The organism is Shewanella sp. SR44-4 (assembly GCF_014163715.1).
Taxonomy (GTDB): Bacteria; Pseudomonadota; Gammaproteobacteria; order Enterobacterales; family Shewanellaceae; genus Shewanella.
Genome location: NZ_JACJDU010000007.1, coordinates 100,247 through 123,060 on the forward strand (window position 1 = coordinate 100,247; position 22,814 = coordinate 123,060).

Here is a 22,814-nt window from a genome sequence, read left to right on the forward strand (position 1 = left end):
GGTCGCATGATAGGACTATTGTGACCAATTCTTGGGGAAAACAAAATTATTAAAACAAGATTTGGGGAAAAAAGATGAAAAGACTCATTTTGGGTGTTGCAATAACATCTGCTCTTGGCTTGACAGCATGTGGTGGTGACAGTTTTAACGAAGCAGTAGATAATGCTGAGCCGTTAGTGCCTGTTTCACATATGCAGTTTGATCCTGCTAATAGCAAAGTACCATTACCAAACGACTTACTCTTCAGTGGAACCACTGATGGCACATTATCTATCCCTGGCGAAGCCAGCGGTAACTATACTGATCCTCAAATTGCATTAGGTGCATTAGATGGATGGTCAACTAGTTCACCAATTTCAATTACTGTCGAACTTGCTAATGATTTACAGGGCAATGCATTAACGTTAGATGCAGCTTCTGTGTTTCAACCTGGTGCGGTGCGTATGTTTGAAGCGACGGTGGGCGGAGCATTATCAAGTGATGCTGAGTGTAAATCAGCACCTTCAGTTTCAGCTTGTAAAGTAGGTGAAGAGCTTCAATTTGGTGTTGATTTTGTATCAAAAGCATCAGGCAATAAAGTTGCCATAGTACCGATTAAACCATTAAAAGCGGGTCAGTCTTATATCTATGTGACTACAGATCTTATTCAAGACTCGCTAGGCCGTGCTATTGCTCCGTCAACAACTTATGGTCTGTTAAAGTTAGATTTTGAAACACAGCAGCTTGAAACAGAACAACAAAAAATGCTGCAGTATCTGGTCAACAGTTATGAAAAAGGTGTTGCTGAAACACACGGTGTTGATCCTGAATCGATTAGTTTTTCAGGTTTATTTACCACTCAGTCAGTCGCTGATGTGTATGAAACCACTAAATTATTGATGGCTTCTAATCCTGCTTACACACCTTCATTTGTGCAAGCACCTACGCCAACTGGATTGACAGTTGCTCAGGCTGCTGGGTTAACGCCAGCATCGGGTGCAGCCTATGTAGTCGCCGATATGGCTGATCTTTATACTGCCAAAATTAAACTGCCAATCTACGGTGATTGTTCATCAGCTGGCTGTGTGATCCCAATCGTCGATGGTGCTCCAACAGCACCTAATGGCCGTTGGTTTGCTCAAGGTGACAGCCCTGTGTCGGTATTGCTAGCTTTACAGGCGGGTACATTAAGCCAAGCTAACTTTTTTGCACAAGCATCTGATAACGGTGTAGATCCTCAAGCAGCGTTGGGTAATCCTGCATTACTTGCAGGTAAACAGTGGAAACTTGACGATGGTACTGCTGCAGATAAAACGAAACATTTAACCAAGTTTAACCCTATTCCGGCTATCAAAGGTTATGAAACTGTTTCAGTTCAAATTACCTTACCGAATGCGGCTAAGCTTGCAGCATTTACCGCTGCGCAAGGTGGAACTTTTGTGCCTCCAACAAGTGGTTGGCCAACCACAATCGCAATGCATGGTTTAGGTGGTGGTAAAGAAATGGCACTAGCTTATGCGGGTACATACGCTGCAGCTGGTGTTGCCACTATTGCGATTGATATGCCATTGCACGGTGCTCGTTCATTTGATTTAGACAAAGACGGCACTTATGAGATATCTGCAACAGCCCCAGCTTTTGGTCCTGTAGTCGGTAAGCCTAATGCGTTCACCAATGGTAACCCATTAGTGTTTGTTAACATCGCCAGCACATTGACAGTGCGTGACAATTTCCGTCAAGCAACCTTAGACCAATTAGGGTTAAGATTATTATTGACTGGAATGGCGCAACAACTCGCTGCGGCAAATCAACCTCAAGTATTTGATGTGTCTAAAATCAGTGCACAAGGTTTGAGTTTAGGTGGCATTGTTGGCACTACATTCTCTACTTATGCTAGTACTGGATTAGTTAATCCTATGACGGGTGATGCTTTACCTAACGCTTATGCTATTAATGCAACATCGTTAGTGGCGCCTGCTGGTGGTTTAGCTGGTGCATTTGCGGGTTCTGCTGCATTTGGTCCACAGTTATTCGCCAATGTCACCGCGTCTAGTACGTTTGCCGCTCTCGTTACTGCTGCAAATACTGCAGGTTATGAGGAAGGTAGTGCCGAGTATGCTGCTTTAGTTCAAGCAGTGTATGCTGAGTTTATACCAACATTTGCTTTTGCAGTGCAAACAGCTGTCGATTCTGCTGACCCAATTAACCATGGCGAAAAATTAGCGGCTACTGGTTTACCAGTGCATTTAATTGAAGTGGTTGGCGATGGGGCAGGCAACTTAGGTGACCAAACATTACCTAACAGCGTTGAAGGTTTCCCATTATCGGGTACTGAACCGTTAATTACCTCGCTAGCGCTAGGATGTGTTGATACTACAACGCCAGGTTCTGGTGCTGTACGCTTCTCTAAAGGCCATCACAGTTCGATTGTTAGCCCAGGTGAAGTAGATGGTGTAACAGACGGAATGGCTCTTGCTGCGACTGTTGAAATGCAGTCTCAAGTTGCTGGTTTTGCAAAAACAGCAGGTTTAGGACAAGCTACGATTGTTGTGAGTAACAGCGATGTGATCCAAAGCTGTAACTAATGTTTACTATTTAGTACGCAATATCTTAAGAAACCCAGCAATTAGCTGGGTTTTTTATTGTCTACTTGTCGGTTATTACTGTTAAAATACCGCAAGATTGTCATCCCTGTATGGAGCGAGTTTTGGAATTTTTATATGAATACGGCCTGTTTTTAGCAAAAGCGGTAACCATTGTTGTCGCTATTTTAGCGGTAGTAATATTTGTGCTGGCAGCAAGCATGAAAAACAAATCTGATAAAGGTGAGCTAAGACTGACTGATATTTCAGATGAGCTTATGCAGTTAAAGCATCAGTTGAAAGAAGAGTTACTGCCTAAAAAGCAATTTAAAGCCTATGAAAAGCAAGTAAAAGCAGCCGAAAAAGCGGCTGAGAAACAAAACTTAACCAAAGGCAAAGTATTCGTTATTGATTTTAAAGGCAGTATAGATGCCAATGAAGTCGCGTCATTACGCGAAGAAGTGACCGCTATTATAACCATCGCAGATAAAGATGACCAAGTATTGGTCAATGTTGAAAGTGGTGGCGGTATGGTTCATGGGTATGGCCTAGCGTCAAGTCAGTTAGATCGTTTGCGTCAAGCTAATATCCCATTATCGATTTGCGTGGATAAAGTGGCTGCAAGTGGTGGCTATATGATGGCGTGTGTGGCTAATAAGGTTTACGCCGCACCGTTTGCGATAGTGGGCTCAATTGGGGTGATTGCGCAAATACCAAACTTTAATCGTTTGTTAAAAAATCATGATATTGATTATGAACAGCACACCGCAGGTAACTTTAAACGTACTTTAACCGTTTTTGGTGAAAACACTGATGAAGGCAGAGCTAAGTTCCAACAGGAATTAGAAGAAACTCACGTGCTTTTTAAAGAATTTGTCGGCCGTTATCGTCCTAATATGGACATTGCTAAAGTTGCCACTGGCGAACATTGGTATGGCCAGCAAGCAATTGACTTAGGGCTTATCGATGCGGTTTCTACCAGCGATGATGTAATTTTAGACTTGGTTAACACCCATCAAGTGATTAAAATTCAATATCAAATGAAGAAAAAGCTAGCGGATAAAATTGCTCATGGCGTTTCACTATCAGTGACCACTATGATGAATCGTTTTGCGGAGCGTAATCAATCGGTGTAGTACATCAACATCACTACAACGCAATTGATTAAAAACAAAAACGACAGCCTAGGCTGTCGTTTTTTATACTGTAAAGCTTATGAGTGACTAAGCTTTGTAACTGATGTGTTGATGGAAACGTAAAATGACATCGGCGTGTTCTTTATCAATGTCGAACTCATTGGTAAATACACGTATAGCTTCTTCAACTTGATTCATAAAACGACCATAGCCTTCGTCTGTTTCATCGCTTTTACCTGCGACAATCACAAATCGGAAAACGTCTACAAGCTTGTTCGCATCCCAGTGGCAAATCGGCTCTGGTGATTCTGCATGAGGATCAAACCCAACCATCTGAAATTCGTTAGTACTGGTTAATTGCTCATACTTACTGTTACGTACAAGTGGTATTTTGCCGTTGGCAACCACCGCAACACGATTAAGCTGTTTGCTTTTAGTCGCTTCGATAAACTTGTCACATACCTTTTGATAAACACTGGTAAAGTCGGTGGTATCATTTGCGAGTAACTGCTTTTTGATGCGGCGGTCAACTGGAATGTTTATGGTGACATAATTGAGCGTGCTGACATTTTCTGGTAGCTCGCAATGACGTCGGTGATAGCGACTATCAACAGCGCGTAATTTATAACCGTAGGTTTCTTTTAGTCCTTTTGCTTTAGCAAAGAAATCATAAGAAATATGCTGGTGGTCACGGACTTTAATTGGCACATTTTTAACGGGTAATAATGGTTTTAGTTCAGCTATAAATTTTTGTACATGAGAGTGAAACTCAGCTGAATTACTGCGAAGGTCATTGCCAGTGGCTAAAAATACAATTCTAAGTTTTCTAGCTCTAAAGCCTGCAACGCTGTGTAAACGGTTAGCCTCATGGTGGGCTGGGTTATAGAAAAAACGTAATTGCTCATCTGTGGTTAAGCAATAAGCTTCACTGTGGAAGCGTACCATAGGCAATTTATCGGTAGTGACAACGTGCACGTTGTACAATTCTTGCTTTTCGGCTAGTTGATAGACGAGTTTGCTAAATTCATCGTAACAAGTTTCTAAATCACTGTATGCATTAAGATATTCATCAGTTAACGGAAAACCAATGGTAATGTATTGATTTTTACGTGTTGCTGTTGGCAAGTATACTTTTTTTTGACGACTGACGGACATATTATTTCCTTATTGCCTTAGTTGTTGTCTAAAGTTTATCGTTATATGTTTATGCTTATTTAATGCGCTTGCTGAGTGTCCATTTTAAACATTGATGCTTAAATTAAAATGACTTTCGATCACTTTATTAAAATGTTTTTAACATGTCGAACAAAACTTGTTCAAATTTAAGTGTTTACTCGGATAAAACTTGTGTGATCCAAGGTAACATTAACTGCGTAATAGTGTCTTGAGCTTGTTCATTCGGATGAATGCCATCGCGCTGCATAAGCGTTTTGTCGGTGGCAATATCTTGCATGAAAAAAGGGATTAACTTAATAGTATATTGTTCGGCTAACTGATGATAAATCTGAGTAAAAGATTTGGCATACCTCGGGCCGTAATTCGGTGGTACCATAATCTCAGTTAATAACACCTTGGCGCCTTGTTGCTGCGATAGGGTAATGATTTTTGTAAGATTTGATTTCAGTTTATTTGGTGGAAAACCTCTCAACCCATCATTACCACCTAGCTCAATGACAATCAGGTCTGGCTGGCTTGAAGCCAGTAAACTCGGGAGTCTACGTAATCCTCCCGCCGTTGTTTCACCACTAACAGAACCATTAATTATCTGATGCTGAGGCAACTGGTTACGTAATAATTGTACCCATCCCTGATCTTCTGGCATGCCATAGCCTGCACTTAAGCTATCACCTAATATCAAAATCGTGGCAGCATAGGTCGGTACACTCATAACTATCAGTATAAACACGCTGGTAAGCACGCGTTTCAGTGACGAATATAAGAAGGATTGTATGTCTAATAATATCGATCGAAATACCAGTGCCATTACTGTAACTAACCTCAATAAAACTGTCGTGACCCAAGAGGGAGAGTTGACTATCCTCAACGGCATTAATATAGAAGTCAAGCAAGGAGACAGTATCGCCATTTTGGGACCATCAGGTTCAGGTAAGTCGACACTATTGGGTTTACTTGCAGCATTAGATACACCTACCTCTGGTGAGATAGTGTTGGATGGGGTGGCATTATCCGGATTAAATGAAGAGCAAAAAGCAGCGCTTCGTAAGCAAAAAGTCAGTTTTATCTTTCAGTCATTTATGCTGGTTGATACCTTAACAGCGCTTGAAAACGTTATGCTACCCGCAGAGCTTGCAGGGGTGAAAGATGCCAAGCAGAAAGCCCAAACCATGCTCAATCGCGTTGGTTTATCTCATCGATTAAATCATTTGCCTAAACAATTATCGGGTGGTGAACAGCAACGTGTGGCTATTGCCAGAGCTTTTATTTGTGAACCCAAAGTGCTGTTTGCAGATGAACCAACAGGCAACTTAGACAGTGTGAATGGTGATAAAATTGCTGATATGTTGTTTGAGTTAAACCAAGAAAGTGACACCACGTTGGTGTTAGTGACGCATGATTTACATTTAGCAAAACGTTGCGCACGCCAATTAGTGATGGAAAATGGCCATTTATCAGAACCATACGCAGATAATCTTAAGGCTGCCCATGTGAGCGCGGAACCTGTTGCGGAGGTTAATTAATGGAGTGGCAAATTGCGTGGAGATTGTTTAAACGTGAACTCGCTCAAGGACAATTAATTCTTATCGTGTTGGCTATTACGTTAGCGGTGTTATCCGTGACCGGGCTAGCGCGGGTTAGTGAGCGTTTACAAGTGGCCATTAATGGCGAAGCCTCTAACTTTATTGCCGCCGACCGTATTATCGACTCACCGGTTGAACTTGATGCACAAGTCCTTACTGTTGCCAATGAGTTAGGCCTTGCCCACGTCACTAACATGCAATTTAACTCGATGGTGTATTCGGGCGATAAATTTCAATTAGTGACCGTTAAAGCGGTAGGTGATGGCTATCCGTTAAAAGGCGATATAGAACTGAGTAACGGTGTCACTCGAGCATTACCAAGCAAGGGGCAAGCATGGTTTGAAAATCGTTTAGGTGGTTTGCTTGGCTACCCAAAAAGCATTGAGTTGGGCAATAGTGAGTTATCGCTAACCGAAGAGATTAGTCGTTTACCGGATGCAGGGTTTAATCCGTTTGCGTCCTCACCAGTATTACTCATACGTTTAGATGATGTGGCGGCGACAGGTATTATTCAACCTGGTAGTCGGGTGACGTATTTATACCAATTTACTGGTGATGCAGAGCAGCTAACGGCCTTTGAACTGCAAGCTAAACCTTTGCTCAATAACAGCCAGCGTTGGGTAGATGTGCAATCGGGAGATTCCCCGATAGCTTCAGCTGTGCAACGTGCGGAGCGCTTTTTGCTGCTAGCCAGTTTACTCGGTATTGCATTAGCGTGCGCCGCGATTGGTATTGCAGCGCAGCGTTACTGTCAACGCCACTATGATGTTGTGGCCATGCTGAAAACCTTTGGCGCTTCAGGCAAGCAAATTCGGGTGTTATTCGGACTGCATTTGTCGTTAGTGACCTTATTGGGTATTGCACTGGGTTTATTGGGCGGGTTATTGCTCGACATTGGCATTACGGCATTTTTACCACCAGAGATAGCCGCTTATTCTCCACCGTATTTACGCCCTATTTTATTAGGTGTAAGCACGGGGCTAATCAGTGCATTTATGTTTTCTGCTTATCCGTTAATGCGGCTGTTAGCCATTCCGCCGTTAAGAGTATTGCAGCGCCAATTAGAAGGCCTGCAGCTGGGCATGTGGCTCCATTTACTATTAAGCTTGGCCGCGATGGCCTTGTTGGGGTATTTGTATTCAAGAAGTTTAGCATTGACGATGACAGTGGTACTTGCGGTGCTGTTGTTAGGTTTTTTACTCAGTGTGCTGGGCTTTGTGATGATCCGTTTCGGTCATGGCATTGGCATGAAAACCACCAATCCTTTCCAACTAGCATTAGCTGGGCTTCGCCGTCGTGCTCGTCAAAATGCTGTGCAATTGGTTGGATTTAGCAGTGCATTGGTATTATTGCTCACCATCTTGGCCTTGCGTCAAGATTTACTTAATGAATGGCAAAAGCAGTTACCTGAAAATGCACCTAACTACTTTCTAGTGAATATAGCCCCTGAGGATGCTAAGCCATTAAATGACTTTTTAAGCCTAAATCATATTAACGCTACCGATATTTATCCTGTGGTGCGTGGTCGACTCACTCATATTAACGACGAGGAGTTGATTTCGGGCAAACAAGCTGAAAGCGGAGCTGAAGGGCGAGTGGGGATTTCTCGCGAACTAAACTTAACCTATCGAGATACTTTACCGCCAAATAATAAGCTGCTTGAGGGCAAGTTTAATCAAGCTGCGGATGATGTTTCGGTTGAGTCCGGTGTCGCAGATAGACTAGGCGTTATACTTGGCGACAAGCTCACTTATAGCATCGATAATCAATCCTTTTCGGTGAAAGTTGCCAGTATTAGACAGGTTCAGTGGGAAACCCTACAACCTAACTTTTTCATGATTTTTACCCCTGAAGCGTTGGCGCCATTTGCCTATACCTCGATGGCTAGTTTTCACCTTAATGATGCGCAATTAGCGGCTGATGGTAGCTTGCTGAGCGCCAATCAAGTGGTATTGCAACTGATCCAACAATTTCCAACGATATCGATTATTGATGTTGGGGCGATGGTTGAGCAGCTACGGCAAATAATCGATCAAGTGTCATTATCACTAGCACTAGTGTTGGCATTAGTGTTGTTGGCCAGTGCCTTGGTGTTGATTGCGCAAACTGAGGCTGGCATGGCGACTCGACAACGAGAACTCGCGGTGTTGCGAACTTTTGGCGCATCCGGTTGGTTACTTCGTGCTTCTACTGGAATTGAGTTTGCTTTGCTTGGTGCAATTGCTGGTTTATTAGCGGTGATAGTGGCTGAGTTTGCTTTATACATGCTAAAAACTCAAGTGTTTGAGTTAGTGGTATACATGCATTGGCCATGGTGGGGCATCACTCCAATCGCAGGCGCGCTAATTGTGGCAATCTTAGGGATTTGGCGTTGTCGTCAGTTACTCAATAAGTCGTGCAGTGACATGTTAAAAGAGGGCTAAAGTACTTACAAATATTAAGGGAGATGCATTGTCATCTCCCTTTTTTATGTTGCCTTTTTACCTTAGTTGATCACTGATGTGATTACTTTTGACGCATTTTATATTGGGTTGGACAATACGCTCTATCAATACCTTCAGGTCGCAATTTAAGGTGCTTGGTTTTACGGCCACTAACACGGGCTCGCCAAGACTTAAAGCTATTGGGTTTGAGTGATGAGCGCATGAGTTTAATCACATTTGATTCGTTTAAGCCATAAAGATGTTCAATAGCTTCAAATGGCGTGCGGTCTTCCCATGCCATTTCAATGATCCTTGAGGTATCGTGCGGTGATAGCATTGAGGTTGATAATGTTTATTGGGTTTGCGCTCTAATACGTTAGTTATCAGCGTTTAGATTAGTGTATTAAGGATTTGTGTTTAAGGCAGATGAATACGTTAAAATATAGAGACAAGCTTTATTGGCCTATATTTTTTTTCATTAGTGGATGCTGAACAATTATCAGATCATCCTATTGGCGGACGGTTAAATGCCGGCACCACAGGGTGAGTGCTCATTACCAATGATGAGTGCGGTACATTTAATATTATTTCCCCCTGCCAAGTCGTGCTATAAAATTTATCAAGCCACCTTAGCTGTCGATTACGAGATTGGACAAGCATTTGTCTACTCTCTAAATCGTTTTAAGTTGGCTTGCTGTATAATTAAGCTATATTAAAAAGTGCTCGGTGCCGATCACGATAAATGTAGTGGTTAATGTTGTGATGAAAAGTGTTAGTTCTGAATAATTTATGATTTAGTCCACCAGGATACATAGTTATAGAGGCAAATATTGTCGATGGAGCATAAAACACCACTCTCATATCATTTTAAAGACAAACATATATGGTTTGACATGACCATGCTTGTAGCATTGTTTGTTGTTGCAGCCTACGTTCCTCTATTAAAAATTGTGCCTTTAGTTGCCTGTCTAGAGTTATTCAGCTTTTTTAGTTTTCACTTACTAGCAAAACGCAGTCGATTCCAGTTACAGGGCTTTCTGGGAGGATTTATTTCCAGTACGGCAGTTTTTTTACAAATATTAAATGATAAAAAATTTGCATCAACAAGTGAACGTGATTTGCTACTGACATTGTTGTTTGCTTTATGTTCTATGTTACTGGAATGTCTATTTATTATCTTTTTTTTGGCAGACCAATTAGCCTTTATTTTTTATATCCCCTTTGTCACACAATTATTGTTTTTTATTACGGCGATAATATATGTGCAGATGCAATCCAATTTACTTTTTTTAAGTAACCAGTCAGGGCAACCAACAGTTGATATTGAGCTATTAATTGATCACCCGATAAATTGGAAAAATGTTGCTAAGCTATCTATTTTTATCCTCGGACTTGTATATGCCATGCATTTTATCGGCAGTGAACTTGGTTTATCGCGAGGGATCAGTACTTTGCTGGTATCATTTTTTGAAGCTCATGCCATTCTTGTATCGGTGATGAGCGAATGGTCTATGAATCCACAGGATATTGATTTAATAAATTTATTGTTGTTAATTTTACTCGGTAACACCATCAGTAAATCGTACTTGATGTTTAAAGGAAGCAATTTTTCTCACAAATGGATTTTTATTGCGATGATGTTTGTGGGGTTTGCATTAAGTGTCGGTGCTACGTTTTTTTGCTCTTTTTTGCTTGAGTAATGTGTTTGCTATTCTCTCTAATAATACAAACTGCACTTTACGTCTGTGGCATAATATCCCCCACCATTGACTGCATATCTGACGAGACAAAGCATAATATCCGCTTAAGTAGCCAATAATAAATGATTATCCCAAGTTAAGGTTATTTATGCGTCTTGATCGATTTGTTTGTAAAAGTACTGAATTATTAAAGTATGAGGTTATTCAACATATCCATAACGGGGCTGTGCTCGTTAATGGTGTAGTTGTCAGGGATGAAGCTGTTCAAGTTCATGAAAATAATGACATCAGCTTAAACGGTCAAAATCTTGCTGCTCGAGCGTTTCGTTATATGTTAATCAATAAACCTGCCAATACCCTTTGTTCGAATGTCGATGGTGTCTATCCGTCGCTATTCTCATTAATTGACGCCGAACGACCATCTGAGTTGCATATTGCCGGACGATTAGATGCCGACACAACCGGATTAGTGCTTATTACCGATGATGGTCGTTGGACATTTGCTATCACGTCCCCGTCTGGACAATGCCATAAAGTTTACCGGGTTAAATTAGCTAAGCCGATAGCAGCAGATGCCGGAGAGTCTTTTTTACAAGGCATTGCTTTGCAAGGGGAGCAAGAGCTGACATTACCGGCACAGTTGCAAATTATCACACCACAAGAAGTATTACTGACCTTAACTGAAGGTAAGTTCCATCAAGTTAAACGCATGTTTGCTGCCGTAGGTAATAAAGTGGTGTCGCTGCATCGAGAAAGTATTGGTGCGGTTAAACTGGATGTAGCAATAGGTGAATGGCGTTATTTAACCGATGTAGAAATTGGTTCATTTAGTCATATACTTTTAAATAAGCTTTAAATTCAGCGCCCCTTAGTATTTGTGTAAAAAGCGCTTTATTGATTATTTTATCATGACCTCACGCATGCGATATTCACCCGTTAATGTCCTTACTTCAGGGTATTTGGCTGAAATTTCATTAGACATTTTTTTATCAGCCTCGCTCCACTTTTTCATGAACGCTTCATACTTCTTTTTGTTAGGCTCCATGTCTGCGCCATTAGCCATAGTAACGACTAATAACATGTTAAAATCACCACTCACTGGTAAATCACTTGCATAGATTTTCCAGTCTTTGATATAACCAAGTTCCTTTTCAATTTTAACCGCTTTAACCCAGCTATTACTCAAACCTGCCAAATATATATCCGCCATATTAGGATCTACTTTAACGGTAGTCATTACCATTATTTCAGTACCGAGATCGTAATCTTGGTAAATCTCCAATCTATCTTTGGCAAATAATGCGGAGCTAAATACAACGCAAGCTAATGTAATTAATAATTTTTTCATTTTATTATCCTTTTTAATAATTAATTATTTTGTTCGTTTTTTGTACAATTTAATCATGGTAAGGAATCAGGTAGAGTCAAGTCACTCTACAATGCGGCATGTTAACCTGGCCGTTCTACGGGAGTGTATGAGGATGGCAAAAAGTAAATCGTATTAACCACGGGTTTGAGCTGGAATCACACCTTTCTGGTTATATTGTCCTTTTAGCTAACGTTAGTGGGTAAGGTTATTAAAAACACATAAAACAATAACTTTTTGTTATCATTGTGCCATTATCGGCGGTGACGTTAGTATCCCCATAATCGATGTCGTATAAGAGATGTTCATTGTCGATGCAATGAAGTGTTCAGTGCATAATAGAGGCGCAGCATGTTAAATCAACAATGGTTAACCACATTTATTAAACTTGTCGAAGTAGGGCATTTTACTCACACGGCAGAGCAGCTTTTTATGACGCAACCTGGCGTGAGTCAACACATTAAAAAGCTTGAGCTGCAAGTGGGCGTTGATTTACTGATTCGAATAGGAAAAAGCTTTGAGCTAACTGAAGCTGGAATTGTGTTATATCAACAAGCATTAGTTTGGCAGCAGCAACAGCAACAAGTTTTGTCGCAATTAGCGGTTGATGATGAGCATGTAGGCGTTTGTCGTTTAGCGTGTTCGGGATCGATGGCGTTGCTTTTATATCCTCACCTTATTGACTATCAGTTGCCATATAGTCAATTACAAATCCATCTGGAAGCGGCGCCTAATAAACGCATTATTGATAGTGTTATGGCCAATACCGTTGATGTGGGCATCATTACGCAGCCGATTAACATGGATGAGCTGGTGGTGACCCCATTAGCTGCACAGTCTCTGTGTCTGGTGTTACCGCAGTCGTACCCACATCAATCGGTTACATTTGAACAACTCATGGAACTTGGAATGGTGAGCCATCCAGATGCGATGCATTATTGGTCGCAAATAGTCGGCCAGTATTTTATTGAAAAACAGGTGTTAGCGTTGCAGGTGCCTATTCGCAGTTACGTTAACCAATTGAACCAAATTCTTGTTCCCGTGGCTAAAGGGCTGGCATTTGCTGTGCTACCACAATTTGCAGTTGATAATTTTGCCCAACAACAGCATATCCGCATAGCATCTTTTGCCACCGAGCAAGCCAACAATGTGGTGGTCAGTGAGCCCTTGTTTATCATTTACAAAAAACATCGGCCACTTGCACGTCGTTATGGACCGATAATCAATAAAATTAAACAGTTGGTGAAGTGATGCCCGTTAGCCCGGTGAATTTTCTCGGTGGTTTAGTGCTCTGAGTTAGCTCTTAGAATTAATAATGTGTTGTAATGCACTGTTGATATCAGTGTATTGAAACTCAAAGCCAGCCGCTAAAGTCCTTGTGGGTAGTACAAATTGGCCGGTAGTGAGCAACTCTGACATTTCACCCATTGCCAGTCTTAGCGCTAATGGTGGCGTGGTTATTTTGGCCGGACGATTTAACGCACTGCCTAATGCTTTAGCAAATGTTGCATTGCTAACAGGCTGAGGTGCAGTAGCATTGTAAATACCTTGTAAGTTGGTGTTGTTCAGCAAATAGTTAATCAGTCCAATTAAATCATCAACATGGATCCAACTCATACCTTGCTCGCCACTGCCTATTGGGCCGCCTAAACCAAGTTTGAATGGAGGTAGCATTTTTGCTAATGCGCCGCCATTCTTCCCGAGCACAATACCTATTCGAGTAATACACACTCGGGTCTGTTGTGACTGGGCTTGAAGTGCGAGGTCTTCCCATTTCTGGCATATATCATGGCTAAATTCAGTATGAAATCCACTTGTCTCATCGACTGGACTCTGGTCTTGTCGACCATAGTAACCCACCGCTGAGGCGCTAATAAACGTATGTGGCGGCGTAGTACTTTTACTAATAAGCTGAGTTAATTCCGTGGTGATGTCCCAACGGCTGTCGCATATTAGTTTTTTTTGTTTGTTGCTCCAACGTTTACTGACTATCGGTTCGCCTGCAAGGTTAATTACGGCATCTATGTCGTTAAGGTGTGGTTTATCAGTAAGGGTTTGCCAGTATTGATGGTGACTGCCAAGATTATTTTTTGCGTTATTAATATTTCGCGTCAATATGATCAGTTGGTGTTCGCTAAGCGATTTAACTAAGCGTTTGCCAACAAACCCCGTTGCACCAGTGATTAATATTCTCATCTAAACTCCCTTCTACTCAGTAGAACAATATACGATGGTAACCTTAAGAAATGATCACAAATTCTGCACGCAACATACTTGTTATTACGGCTTTTGATAGCATAATTCCATCGACACAGAGTCTGCAAAGCGAAGTGCATGGGGTTTATCAATTTCGACACTGGCAAATTCAACCCAATCATGTTCACTGGCAATGGCGAGAGTTTGATTGGTTAGGTTTTCGAGTAATGAAAAACGATTATTTTCAATCAAAGCAATGATATTTTTAGTAATGGTGCGATAATTCAACGCATCAGTGACATTGTTGCTGTTTCGCGCTTTGTCGGCACAATAATGGATCACCACATTGACGATGACATCTTGTTGGTTATTGATTTCATCTTCTTTAATGCCGATATAGGTGCGTAAACGTAAGTTTTTAATGCGTATAATAGCGGTTTCTGGTTTCATATTGAGTGAGTGGATCCCTAAAAGTTGTTGTAAGCCAATATTGTCATCAACTTATATGTGAATCGACAAAAATATTTAACTTAGTTTGCAATATGTTACTGAGTTTAGCTTAGCATACAGAATCATTTTAATAAGCAATAATAAGGATTTTTAGTTCTATGAAAGGATTACAACAATCGCCTATGGCTGTCCGTAGTTTTGTGGTGATGGCCTGTGTGGTGATCATTCTAGCGGGAATCAAAACGGCCAGCCCAATTGTGGTGCCTTTTGTATTATCTGCATTTTTAGCGGTAATTTGCAATCCAGCCATTGTATTGATGACGCGCTATCGTATTCCTAAATGGTTATCGATCATCTTATTGATGGGATTTATTGTGTTAATGGGCTTGTGGCTGGCCAGTTTAGTGGGTAGTTCGGTAACTGAGTTTTCCAAAGAAATGCCCAAGTATCGGGAGCAATTGATTGAACAATTTGCGTGGATCCTTGAAAAACTGCAAGATTTTAATATCCAGATTTCTCAACAAAAAGTACTCGATTATTTTGACCCCGGCATGGCGTTATCCATGACCACCAATATGTTGTCTGGTGTTGGCAATGTGATGGCTAATTTATTCCTGATTATTTTGACTATCGTATTTATGTTATTTGAGGCGCAATCAATGCCTAGAAAGTTTCATTTAGCCCTCGATGCTCCAGATAAGCGTTTACAGCAAATCGATAAATTCTTGCAGTCGGTTAATCAATATATGGTGATTAAAACCCTTGTCAGTTTAGCGACAGCAGTGGTTGTTGGTATCGGTTTGACAATCATTGGCGTTGACTATGCTTTGTTATGGGCAGTCATCGCTTTTCTGTTTAATTATATTCCTAATATTGGTTCTATTATTGCCGCTATTCCGGCTGTGTTATTGGCTTTTATCCAAATGGGCCCAGGGGCTGCAGGTATTACCGGTTTATTGTATGTGGGTACCAATATGGTGATGGGTAATATGGTTGAACCGCGTTTTATGGGCCGAGGTTTAGGCTTGTCTACCTTAGTGGTTTTTTTATCATTGATTTTTTGGGGTTGGCTGCTTGGCTCTGTCGGCATGTTGCTGTCGGTACCCTTAACCATGATTGTTAAAATTGGTCTTGAATCGAGCGACTCGGGCAATTGGCTGGCAATTTTATTGTCGGATGATAATGATGACTCACCCAATGAATCTGCCAATAATGTTAAAGCAGAAGCCGAAATTGCAGCTGAAGATTGCCACAGAGACGACGATGACGAACAGGTTAATAATGACGTTAATAGTGGAGTCAGTAGCGACGTAGATAATGATCATAGCGTGGGCAGTGACACTAAAGCTAAGTCATCAACCACAAATGCATAACCCTATTGATTGTATTTAGTTTATTGAGTTAAGAGAGTGTATGAAAGGTTTTTTACAAATAGTTCCAAATTTGACGTTCGGTGATGATGTTTGCCGTTTATTTCATGGCCGCGGCGGCTTATTCGCTGGCGATGAACACCTGTGTTTAGATTGGTATAAACCAGTATTATTGCTCACCAGTTTTAAGATGCTTGAAACCGAGCAACTCAATGAATTAGTGATTGCAGTAAAGGTACTTTGGCAGCAACAACGACCAACTGAAACACTTAATTTGGTTTACCAATACCGTCAAGGTGGCCAAACATTCAGTGAGTTATTGCATGGTGAAGTACCAGAACAGCATATTGTGATCGAAAATGGTGCGCGCTTTTTAGTCCATTTATTACGCGGACAAAACCACGGTTTATTTTTAGATATGGCCAACGGCCGAGCATGGGTGAAACAACACGCAAAACATAAAAAGGTACTTAATTTATTTGCTTATACTTGCGGCTTTTCGGTAGTGGCTTTGCAAGGCGGCGCAGATGAAGTGGTCAACATGGACATGAGTAAAGGTGCGTTAAGCATTGGTAAGCAAAACCATGTATTAAATGACTTACCCGCAGGAGCGCGTTATTTAGGCCACGATATTTTTAAATCATGGGGTAAATTAACCAAGCTTGGACCGTATGATTTGATTGTGGCCGATCCACCGAGTAATCAACGTGGCAGTTTTGTGGCCACTAAAGATTATGAGCGCTTATTGAAACGTCTGCCTGACTTACTTGCACCACAAGGTGAAGTGTTGCTGTGCTTAAATGCCCCAGAGCTTGGTTGTGATTTTTTGATGCAACAAGTGGCTAATACTGCGCCACAATTAACTTATGTTGAGCGAATTGCTAATCCGTCCGTTTTTGCCGATATAGATGAACAGAAATCATTAAAAGTATTACGTTACTGCATGAGCTAATTTATTAACGCGTTACAAATAAACCGACAGTCATGTGACTGTCGGTTTTTTTATGCCTGTAAAAAATGCCAAGACATACCTCACGATTAACCCCTTAATGACATCTTAGCCGCGCAAGTTGTTTTTAGTGGCTTATACTTAATGCTAACCAAGGAAATACCTGTTCAAATAATCGTTAAATAATCCTTCTTTTAATCGGTATTTATGACCGATAACCCTGATCTAGCTAATGATTTATTAAAATTGATGATCTAGATCATATTAACCTTGTTTTACCAATTTGTGAGTATATAGATTGTTACTGCATTAACGATAAAATTCACCGAGTCGTAATAAAGAAGCAATAAAGCGATGATGATTTATTGTTTTTATCCCCACTCTTGGAGGGTCCATGAGTAATGAAACCGAAAGCAAAAAGGGTTTAGAGCTAAAGATTTTTATTTTTTTGACCGTCTTTCTAGCCCCAATTTTATCTGTATTACTGGTTAGCGCACTAGGTTTTACTATCTGGTTTAGCCAAATTTTAACTGGGCCTCCAGGCGCGGGCTAATCCTAAAAATAATAAACAATGTGAGAACGATGTATGAGCAATGAACTTCACGTAACCAGCCTAATTGTCCAAGTACACCCTGAGCAAATGGCTGAAGTAAGACAAAAAATTATGGCCATCAAAAATGCTGAGTTGTCAGCTAATAATGACGTTAAGTTAGTTGTTGTCGTTGAAGGTCCGAGCCAACGATCGTTGATGGATGATATATCAACTATTAATGCCATTCCGGGTGTGTTGACTGCCACCATGGTGTATCACCAAAGTGAAGAGCTTGAAGAGGGTGAAGTATGAAAATGAATAGACGCGATTTTATGAAGGCCAATGCCGCTATCGCAGCGGCAAGTGTTGCAGGATTAGCACTACCTACAAGTGCAAGCAACCTGATCACTAGCTCAGAACAAACCAAATTAGAATGGAACAAAGCACCTTGTCGTTTTTGCGGAACAGGTTGTTCAGTGATGGTAGCCACCCGTGACGGTAAAGTTGTTGCGACTCATGGTGATGCCAACAGCGAAGTTAACCGTGGCTTAAACTGTATTAAAGGCTATTTCCTTTCTAAAATTATGTACGGTCGTGATCGTCTGCAAACGCCAATGTTGCGTATGACTGATGGCAAATATGACAAGCATGGCGAATTCACTCCTATTACATGGGAAAAAGCGTTCGACACTATGGCCGAGCGTTGGAAAGCGACCATTAAAGCCAAAGGTCCAACAGCCGTCGGTATGTTTGGTTCTGGTCAGTGGACCGTATGGGAAGGTTATGCAGCGGTTAAGTTAATGAAAGCTGGCTTTGGTTCAAATAACATCGATCCAAACGCTCGTCATTGTATGGCATCTGCGGTAGGTGGCTTTATGCGTACCTTCGGCATTGATGAGCCAATGGGTTGTTATGACGATATGGAAGCGGCTGACGCGTTTGTGCTTTGGGGCTCAAACATGGCAGAAATGCACCCTATTTTATGGACTCGTGTAACCGATCGCCGTTTAAGCGCGCCACACGTTAAAGTCGCCGTGTTGTCTACCTTTGAACATCGTTCATTCGACCTTGCTGATTTGCCCATTGTATTCACGCCACAAACCGATTTAGCAATGCTTAACTTTATTGCCAATTACATTATCCAAAATGGCAAAGTGAATAAAGATTTCATCAAAAAGCATGTTAATTTCCGCAAGGGAACCACAGACATTGGCTATGGTTTACGTCCAACGCATCCATTAGAAATGAAAGCCAAAAACGTTGCCACTGCAGGTGACTCTACCCCGATTGATTTTGACGAATTTGCTAAATTTGTGGCTGACTATGATGTTGAATCTGTCAGTAAGTTGTCTGGTGTACCAGAACATAAGCTTATTGAGTTGGCAGAGCTTTATGCAGATCCAGATCGTAAAGTGACTTCATTCTGGACCATGGGCTTTAACCAACATACTCGTGGTGTGTGGTGTAATAATCTGATTTATAACATTCACTTGTTAGTCGGTAAAATCTCTACTCCAGGTAACAGCCCATTCTCATTAACGGGTCAACCGTCTGCTTGTGGTACAGCACGTGAAGTGGGTACATTCTCACATCGTTTACCTGCGGACATGGTAGTGACTAACCCTGAACACAGAAAGCGCGCCGAAGAGATTTGGCATATTCCGAGTGGTATTATTCCACCAAAACCTGGTTACCATGCAGTAGAGCAAAACCGTCGCTTAAAAGATGGCGATCTAAATTGTTACTGGGTACAAGTGAACAACAATATCCAAGCAGGCGCCAATATTAACGAAGAAGGTTTACCGGGCTACCGTAATCCTGAAAACTTCATCGTAGTGTCTGATGCATATCCAACTGTTACCACCCAAGCCGCCGATTTAATTTTACCAACAGCAATGTGGGTCGAAAAAGAAGGTGCCTACGGTAATGCTGAACGTCGTACTCAATTTTGGCATCAAATGGTTAAAGCACCAGGCGAGTCACAGTCTGATTTATGGCAGTTAATGGAATTCTCTAAGCGTTTCACTACTGACGAAGTTTGGCCTGCAGAAGTGTTAGCTGCTAACCCTTCGTTTAAAGGTAAAACCTTATATGAAGTGCTTTATCTCAATGGCAATGTTGATAAATTTCCATTGGCAGATGCTGATCAAAAATACTTAAATGATGAAGCTAAGCATTTTGGTTTTTACGTTCAAAAAGGTTTATTTGAAGAATATGCCACCTTTGGACGTGGTCATGGTCATGATTTAGCTGACTTTGATGTATACCACAAAGAGCACGGTTTACGTTGGCCGGTGGTTAATGGCAAAGAAACCAAATGGCGTTTCCGTGAAGGGTCAGACCCATACGTTAAAGCGGGTACAGAATTTGAGTTTTACGGTAAGCCAGATGGCCGTGCAGTTATTTTCGCATTGCCTTACGAGCCTGCTGCAGAGTCACCAGATGAAGAGTTCGATATTTGGCTATCAACAGGTCGTGTGCTTGAACATTGGCATTCTGGTTCAATGACACAACGTGTACCTGAACTTTATAAAGCCTTCCCTGATGCAGTGTGTTTTATGCATCCTGAAGATGCTAAAAAGCGCGGTTTACGTCGTGGTGATGAAATTAGAATTGTTTCTCGTCGTGGTGAAATTAAAACCCGTGTTGAAACACGAGGACGTAATAAGCCGCCTGTTGGCTTAGTGTTTGTGCCTTGGTTTGATGCCAGCCAGCTCATTAATAAAGTGACGTTAGATGCGACAGATCCTTTGTCAAAACAAACTGACTATAAAAAATGTGCTGTAAAGATTGTTAAGGCTTAAGGAGACAGACCATGAAAACAGGTAAATTATTATCGATTATCGCGTTATTAGGTTTCTCTGTAAGTGTAATGGCTACCAGCATACCTGAAGACAAAATCGACACATTACGTTTAGCGCCAATTAATGTAGAACCGACACCGCCTGCGATGCAAGCTGTGATCAATACCGATGTTAAGCAGGTACGTAATTACCCAATGCAGCCACCGGTGATCCCGCACAAGATTGATGGTTATCAAATCGATCTTAAAGTGAACAAGTGTATTCAGTGTCATGCCCGTACTAGTACTGGTCATTCACAGGCTCCAATGGTGAGCGTGACTCACTATATGGACCGTGATAATAATTTCTTGGCTGATTTATCACCACGTCGTTATTTTTGTACTCAGTGCCATGCACCGCAGTTAGATGCCAAGTTATTAGTTGAAAATGACTTTGTCGATATTGATCACTTAATGAAGGCGAAAGCCCCAGTTAAGCACTAGGAGTCACTATGATTGCAAAATTGTTTGAGCAACTAAAAATAGTGTGGAAAGTGCTGTGTCGTCCGAGTGTCCATTACAGTCTTGGCTTCTTAACCATTGGTGGATTTATCGCTGGGGTGATTTTCTGGGGCGGATTTAACACCGCCTTGGAACTGACTAACCGCGAGCAATTCTGTATTGGTTGCCATGAAATGGAAAACAATGTTTATCAGGAACTGCAAACGACTATTCACTTCACTAACCGAAGTGGTGTGCGTGCAACCTGTCCTGATTGTCATGTGCCACATAACTGGACCGATAAAATTGCTCGTAAAATGCAAGCTTCTAAGGAAGTGTGGGGCAAAATATTCGGTACTATTAGCACGCGAGAAAAGTTTGAAGGTAAACGTCGCGAGCTGGCGGAACATGAATGGGAACGCCTCAAAGCTAACGATTCGTTAGAGTGCCGTAACTGTCATAACTTCGACTATATGGATTTCACTCGTCAGTCTAAGCGTGCATCACAAATGCATTCAACATCACTGGCTAGCGGCGAAAAAACCTGTATCGATTGTCATAAAGGTATTGCACACCAATTACCTGATATGGCGGGTGTAGAAGGGTTCTAAACCGGTTAATATTGTAAGTGTATAGAAAAGGCCAGCAAATTTGCTGGCCTTTTGTTTTATGCATTTCGAACTAAAGTTGTTTACGTTAAATCAACCTGTTGTCCAATCACATCAATTAAATATTCAGTGAAATCATGGCCATGGTTTTGCAACATTTTCGGAAACATTGAAATAGGCGTTAACCCTGGGAAGGTATTGATTTCATTCAAGAGGATTTGATTATCATCAGTTAAAAAGAAATCAATGCGCGACAAGTGACGTAATTTCATCCCTTTAAAGGCTTTTATTGCGTAATCCCGGATCAGCTGACTGATCTCAGGGCTGAGGTTATCAGCAACAACGTCGGTACGGGCCTTACTATTTTTAGCGTACTTTTCATCAAATGAATAAAAGGTATTGCTGTCGCAAATAATTTCGCCCGGTAAGGTAGCTACCACTTCCCCTTGGTATTGGTATACGGCGACTTCTAATTCACGCGCATGGATGGTTTGCTCAACAACCACATATGGAGCGTAACTAAACGCATCTTTAAGTACGTTAGCGATATTGGCTTTAACATCGACTTTATAGCATCCCACAGACGATCCTTGTGATGCCGCTTTTACAAAAACAGATCCCCAATGATCAAATGCCGTTTCAGTTTGCTTGATTGCATCATCATCTAGTTGGTGCAAAAAGATGTAAGGCGTGTTTGGTACGCCTAAAGCTGAAAACCACATTTTAGCGGTGATTTTATTAAAGCAATTGCTTGAGGCTTCAGATTCACAACCAAAGTAGGGCAGTTGGATTAAGTTAAAGTACGATTGAATATCACCGGTTTCACCCGGAAATCCATGAATACACGGGATCACATAATCAACTGACCATGCTGGCGTATTGTTATCTTCAAAACGAATTTCACGGCGATTAGTCAGGTCGCATAATTTACCGTCTTCAGTGTGATAATGACCGTGTTTATCGAGTACTAACTTAAGTACCGAAAATTTATCTGACTTTGCCAGTGATGACTCAAAAAAACGTGCAGACATTAACGAAATATCGTGTTCTGCACCGCCACCGCCGCACAATAACAGCAGATTAATCTTTGGCATGGTTGCTCCTGAAAGACCCAAAAAATGGGCTGAATTTGAATTAGATTAGCCCTAAAAAAGTAATGCTTATGATAAAGACCCACAGCCATACAGTGCAAGTAAGAGTTAATAATATTTCAGCTATTTATGTCTATTTCCGACGTTAATGCGATTAAATAACCTCAACGAGATAATAAACAGCTATCACATCTCCATTACCTCACGAAGCGATTGTATTAATTGGCAATATCATAAGCGTTAGTGGCATCCGTCTTGGTTAGTCACATCCGTTCTAAGTGGCCATAATATGCTGGGTGGAGTCATACACTGTCGTTTTGTTGTCGACAATCTCAGCGTTATCTTTTCTGCATCAGCCGTAAAAAAGAAAAACCTCTTTTTATTTTCATA

General features: G+C 41.3%; 21 protein-coding genes. 14 read left to right on the forward strand and 7 right to left on the reverse strand.

The genetic code is table 11. The features are described 5' to 3' along the window. Positions 1-74 precede the first annotated feature (74 nt). Both H5125_RS05585 and sohB read left to right on the forward strand, forming a co-directional pair. Positions 75-2,564: a VolA/Pla-1 family phospholipase gene (locus H5125_RS05585; protein ID WP_182743736.1), complete on the forward strand. Its 2,490-nt coding sequence runs from the start codon at positions 75-77 to the stop codon at positions 2,562-2,564. A 122-nt stretch (positions 2,565-2,686) separates the two neighbouring features. Next, on the forward strand, positions 2,687-3,697 hold the full coding sequence (sohB, locus tag H5125_RS05590) for a protease SohB (RefSeq protein ID WP_162022732.1): 1,011 nt from the start codon (positions 2,687-2,689) through the stop codon (positions 3,695-3,697). Between the two features lie 87 nt (positions 3,698-3,784). Here sohB and H5125_RS05595 read toward each other — a convergent pair whose 3' ends face one another. Both H5125_RS05595 and H5125_RS05600 read right to left on the reverse strand, forming a co-directional pair. Next, a complete protein-coding gene (locus tag H5125_RS05595; protein ID WP_101087882.1) occupies positions 3,785-4,852 on the reverse strand; it encodes a DUF3083 family protein in 1,068 nt (355 codons plus the stop codon). A 175-nt stretch (positions 4,853-5,027) separates the two neighbouring features. Next, a complete protein-coding gene (locus H5125_RS05600) occupies positions 5,028-5,585 on the reverse strand; it encodes an arylesterase (RefSeq protein WP_162022733.1) in 558 nt (185 codons plus the stop codon). A gap of 61 nt (positions 5,586-5,646) precedes the next feature. On the opposite strand from H5125_RS05600, the gene H5125_RS05605 reads away from it, so the two are divergent. Together H5125_RS05605 and H5125_RS05610 are read left to right on the forward strand one after the other, a co-directional pair. Next, positions 5,647-6,396 carry an ABC transporter ATP-binding protein gene (locus H5125_RS05605; protein ID WP_162022734.1) on the forward strand — a complete coding sequence of 250 codons (750 nt, stop codon included), beginning with the start codon at positions 5,647-5,649 and terminating at the stop codon, positions 6,394-6,396. Beyond that, positions 6,396-8,879 carry an ABC transporter permease gene (locus H5125_RS05610; protein ID WP_182743737.1) on the forward strand — a complete coding sequence of 828 codons (2,484 nt, stop codon included), beginning with the start codon at positions 6,396-6,398 and terminating at the stop codon, positions 8,877-8,879. Before H5125_RS05605 ends, H5125_RS05610 begins: the two co-directional genes overlap by 1 nt. An 82-nt stretch (positions 8,880-8,961) precedes the next feature. On the opposite strand, the gene H5125_RS05615 is transcribed toward H5125_RS05610, so the two are convergent. After that, entirely contained in the window at positions 8,962-9,216 is a 255-nt protein-coding gene (locus H5125_RS05615) for a TIGR03643 family protein (protein WP_101087889.1), read from the reverse strand. Between the two features lie 499 nt (positions 9,217-9,715). On the opposite strand from H5125_RS05615, the gene H5125_RS05620 reads away from it, so the two are divergent. Both H5125_RS05620 and H5125_RS05625 read left to right on the forward strand, forming a co-directional pair. After that, on the forward strand, positions 9,716-10,579 hold the full coding sequence (locus tag H5125_RS05620; protein WP_182743738.1) for a DUF4010 domain-containing protein: 864 nt from the start codon (positions 9,716-9,718) through the stop codon (positions 10,577-10,579). Positions 10,580-10,727: 148 nt separating this feature from the next. After that, positions 10,728-11,435 (forward strand): pseudouridine synthase, encoded by a 708-nt coding sequence (locus tag H5125_RS05625; protein WP_162022737.1) that lies wholly within the window; start codon positions 10,728-10,730, stop codon positions 11,433-11,435. A 42-nt stretch (positions 11,436-11,477) separates the two neighbouring features. On the opposite strand, the gene H5125_RS05630 is transcribed toward H5125_RS05625, so the two are convergent. Further along, on the reverse strand, positions 11,478-11,927 hold the full coding sequence (locus H5125_RS05630; protein ID WP_101087898.1) for a hypothetical protein: 450 nt from the start codon (positions 11,925-11,927) through the stop codon (positions 11,478-11,480). A 369-nt stretch (positions 11,928-12,296) separates the two neighbouring features. Between H5125_RS05630 and H5125_RS05635 the strand changes: the two genes are divergently transcribed. Next, a complete protein-coding gene (locus H5125_RS05635) occupies positions 12,297-13,196 on the forward strand; it encodes a LysR family transcriptional regulator (protein WP_101087901.1) in 900 nt (299 codons plus the stop codon). A gap of 45 nt (positions 13,197-13,241) precedes the next feature. Here the strand turns inward: H5125_RS05635 and H5125_RS05640 are convergent, their stop codons facing one another. Both H5125_RS05640 and folX read right to left on the reverse strand, forming a co-directional pair. Continuing rightward, a complete protein-coding gene (locus tag H5125_RS05640; RefSeq protein WP_101087904.1) occupies positions 13,242-14,141 on the reverse strand; it encodes a TIGR01777 family oxidoreductase in 900 nt (299 codons plus the stop codon). Positions 14,142-14,225: 84 nt separating this feature from the next. Next, on the reverse strand, positions 14,226-14,591 hold the full coding sequence (gene folX / locus H5125_RS05645) for a dihydroneopterin triphosphate 2'-epimerase (protein ID WP_101087907.1): 366 nt from the start codon (positions 14,589-14,591) through the stop codon (positions 14,226-14,228). Between the two features lie 158 nt (positions 14,592-14,749). On the opposite strand from folX, the gene H5125_RS05650 reads away from it, so the two are divergent. The 7 genes from H5125_RS05650 (at position 14,750) to H5125_RS05680 (ending at position 21,336) form a co-directional block, all read left to right on the forward strand. Continuing rightward, positions 14,750-15,964 carry an AI-2E family transporter gene (locus H5125_RS05650; RefSeq protein WP_182743739.1) on the forward strand — a complete coding sequence of 405 codons (1,215 nt, stop codon included), beginning with the start codon at positions 14,750-14,752 and terminating at the stop codon, positions 15,962-15,964. Between the two features lie 40 nt (positions 15,965-16,004). Further along, entirely contained in the window at positions 16,005-16,913 is a 909-nt protein-coding gene (locus H5125_RS05655; protein WP_101087912.1) for a class I SAM-dependent methyltransferase, read from the forward strand. A 391-nt stretch (positions 16,914-17,304) separates the two neighbouring features. Further along, positions 17,305-17,463 carry a periplasmic nitrate reductase, NapE protein gene (locus H5125_RS05660; protein ID WP_011638006.1) on the forward strand — a complete coding sequence of 53 codons (159 nt, stop codon included), beginning with the start codon at positions 17,305-17,307 and terminating at the stop codon, positions 17,461-17,463. A gap of 33 nt (positions 17,464-17,496) precedes the next feature. Beyond that, positions 17,497-17,754 (forward strand): chaperone NapD, encoded by a 258-nt coding sequence (locus tag H5125_RS05665; protein ID WP_011638005.1) that lies wholly within the window; start codon positions 17,497-17,499, stop codon positions 17,752-17,754. Between the two features lie 2 nt (positions 17,755-17,756). Continuing rightward, positions 17,757-20,246 carry a nitrate reductase catalytic subunit NapA gene (napA, locus tag H5125_RS05670; protein WP_101088208.1) on the forward strand — a complete coding sequence of 830 codons (2,490 nt, stop codon included), beginning with the start codon at positions 17,757-17,759 and terminating at the stop codon, positions 20,244-20,246. An 11-nt stretch (positions 20,247-20,257) separates the two neighbouring features. Beyond that, entirely contained in the window at positions 20,258-20,728 is a 471-nt protein-coding gene (locus H5125_RS05675; protein WP_101087915.1) for a nitrate reductase cytochrome c-type subunit, read from the forward strand. Between the two features lie 8 nt (positions 20,729-20,736). Next, the gene (locus H5125_RS05680) at positions 20,737-21,336 is read left to right on the forward strand and encodes a cytochrome c3 family protein (protein WP_101087918.1); all 600 of its coding nucleotides are present in this window, start codon (positions 20,737-20,739) and stop codon (positions 21,334-21,336) included. A gap of 80 nt (positions 21,337-21,416) precedes the next feature. Here the strand turns inward: H5125_RS05680 and H5125_RS05685 are convergent, their stop codons facing one another. Beyond that, the gene (locus H5125_RS05685) at positions 21,417-22,427 is read right to left on the reverse strand and encodes a D-alanine--D-alanine ligase (RefSeq protein ID WP_101087920.1); all 1,011 of its coding nucleotides are present in this window, start codon (positions 22,425-22,427) and stop codon (positions 21,417-21,419) included. Positions 22,428-22,814: the final 387 nt, after the last annotated feature.

Bases quoted from the DNA above. Each gene is read 5' to 3' on its own strand.
- H5125_RS05585 (WP_182743736.1), top strand. From the start codon at position 75: ATGAAAAGACTCATTTTGGGTGTTGCAATAACATCTGCTCTTGGCTTG.
- H5125_RS05595 (WP_101087882.1), bottom strand. From the start codon at position 4,852: ATGTCCGTCAGTCGTCAAAAAAAAGTATACTTGCCAACAGCAACACGT.
- H5125_RS05600 (WP_162022733.1), bottom strand. From the start codon at position 5,585: ATGAGTGTACCGACCTATGCTGCCACGATTTTGATATTAGGTGATAGC.
- H5125_RS05605 (WP_162022734.1), top strand. From the start codon at position 5,647: ATGTCTAATAATATCGATCGAAATACCAGTGCCATTACTGTAACTAAC.
- H5125_RS05610 (WP_182743737.1), top strand. From the start codon at position 6,396: ATGGAGTGGCAAATTGCGTGGAGATTGTTTAAACGTGAACTCGCTCAA.
- H5125_RS05615 (WP_101087889.1), bottom strand. From the start codon at position 9,216: ATGCTATCACCGCACGATACCTCAAGGATCATTGAAATGGCATGGGAA.
- H5125_RS05620 (WP_182743738.1), top strand. From the start codon at position 9,716: ATGGAGCATAAAACACCACTCTCATATCATTTTAAAGACAAACATATA.
- H5125_RS05625 (WP_162022737.1), top strand. From the start codon at position 10,728: ATGCGTCTTGATCGATTTGTTTGTAAAAGTACTGAATTATTAAAGTAT.
- H5125_RS05630 (WP_101087898.1), bottom strand. From the start codon at position 11,927: ATGAAAAAATTATTAATTACATTAGCTTGCGTTGTATTTAGCTCCGCA.
- H5125_RS05635 (WP_101087901.1), top strand. From the start codon at position 12,297: ATGTTAAATCAACAATGGTTAACCACATTTATTAAACTTGTCGAAGTA.
- H5125_RS05640 (WP_101087904.1), bottom strand. From the start codon at position 14,141: ATGAGAATATTAATCACTGGTGCAACGGGGTTTGTTGGCAAACGCTTA.
- folX (WP_101087907.1), bottom strand. From the start codon at position 14,591: ATGAAACCAGAAACCGCTATTATACGCATTAAAAACTTACGTTTACGC.
- H5125_RS05650 (WP_182743739.1), top strand. From the start codon at position 14,750: ATGAAAGGATTACAACAATCGCCTATGGCTGTCCGTAGTTTTGTGGTG.
- H5125_RS05655 (WP_101087912.1), top strand. From the start codon at position 16,005: ATGAAAGGTTTTTTACAAATAGTTCCAAATTTGACGTTCGGTGATGAT.
- H5125_RS05660 (WP_011638006.1), top strand. From the start codon at position 17,305: ATGAGTAATGAAACCGAAAGCAAAAAGGGTTTAGAGCTAAAGATTTTT.
- H5125_RS05665 (WP_011638005.1), top strand. From the start codon at position 17,497: ATGAGCAATGAACTTCACGTAACCAGCCTAATTGTCCAAGTACACCCT.
- napA (WP_101088208.1), top strand. From the start codon at position 17,757: ATGAATAGACGCGATTTTATGAAGGCCAATGCCGCTATCGCAGCGGCA.
- H5125_RS05675 (WP_101087915.1), top strand. From the start codon at position 20,258: ATGAAAACAGGTAAATTATTATCGATTATCGCGTTATTAGGTTTCTCT.
- H5125_RS05680 (WP_101087918.1), top strand. From the start codon at position 20,737: ATGATTGCAAAATTGTTTGAGCAACTAAAAATAGTGTGGAAAGTGCTG.
- H5125_RS05685 (WP_101087920.1), bottom strand. From the start codon at position 22,427: ATGCCAAAGATTAATCTGCTGTTATTGTGCGGCGGTGGCGGTGCAGAA.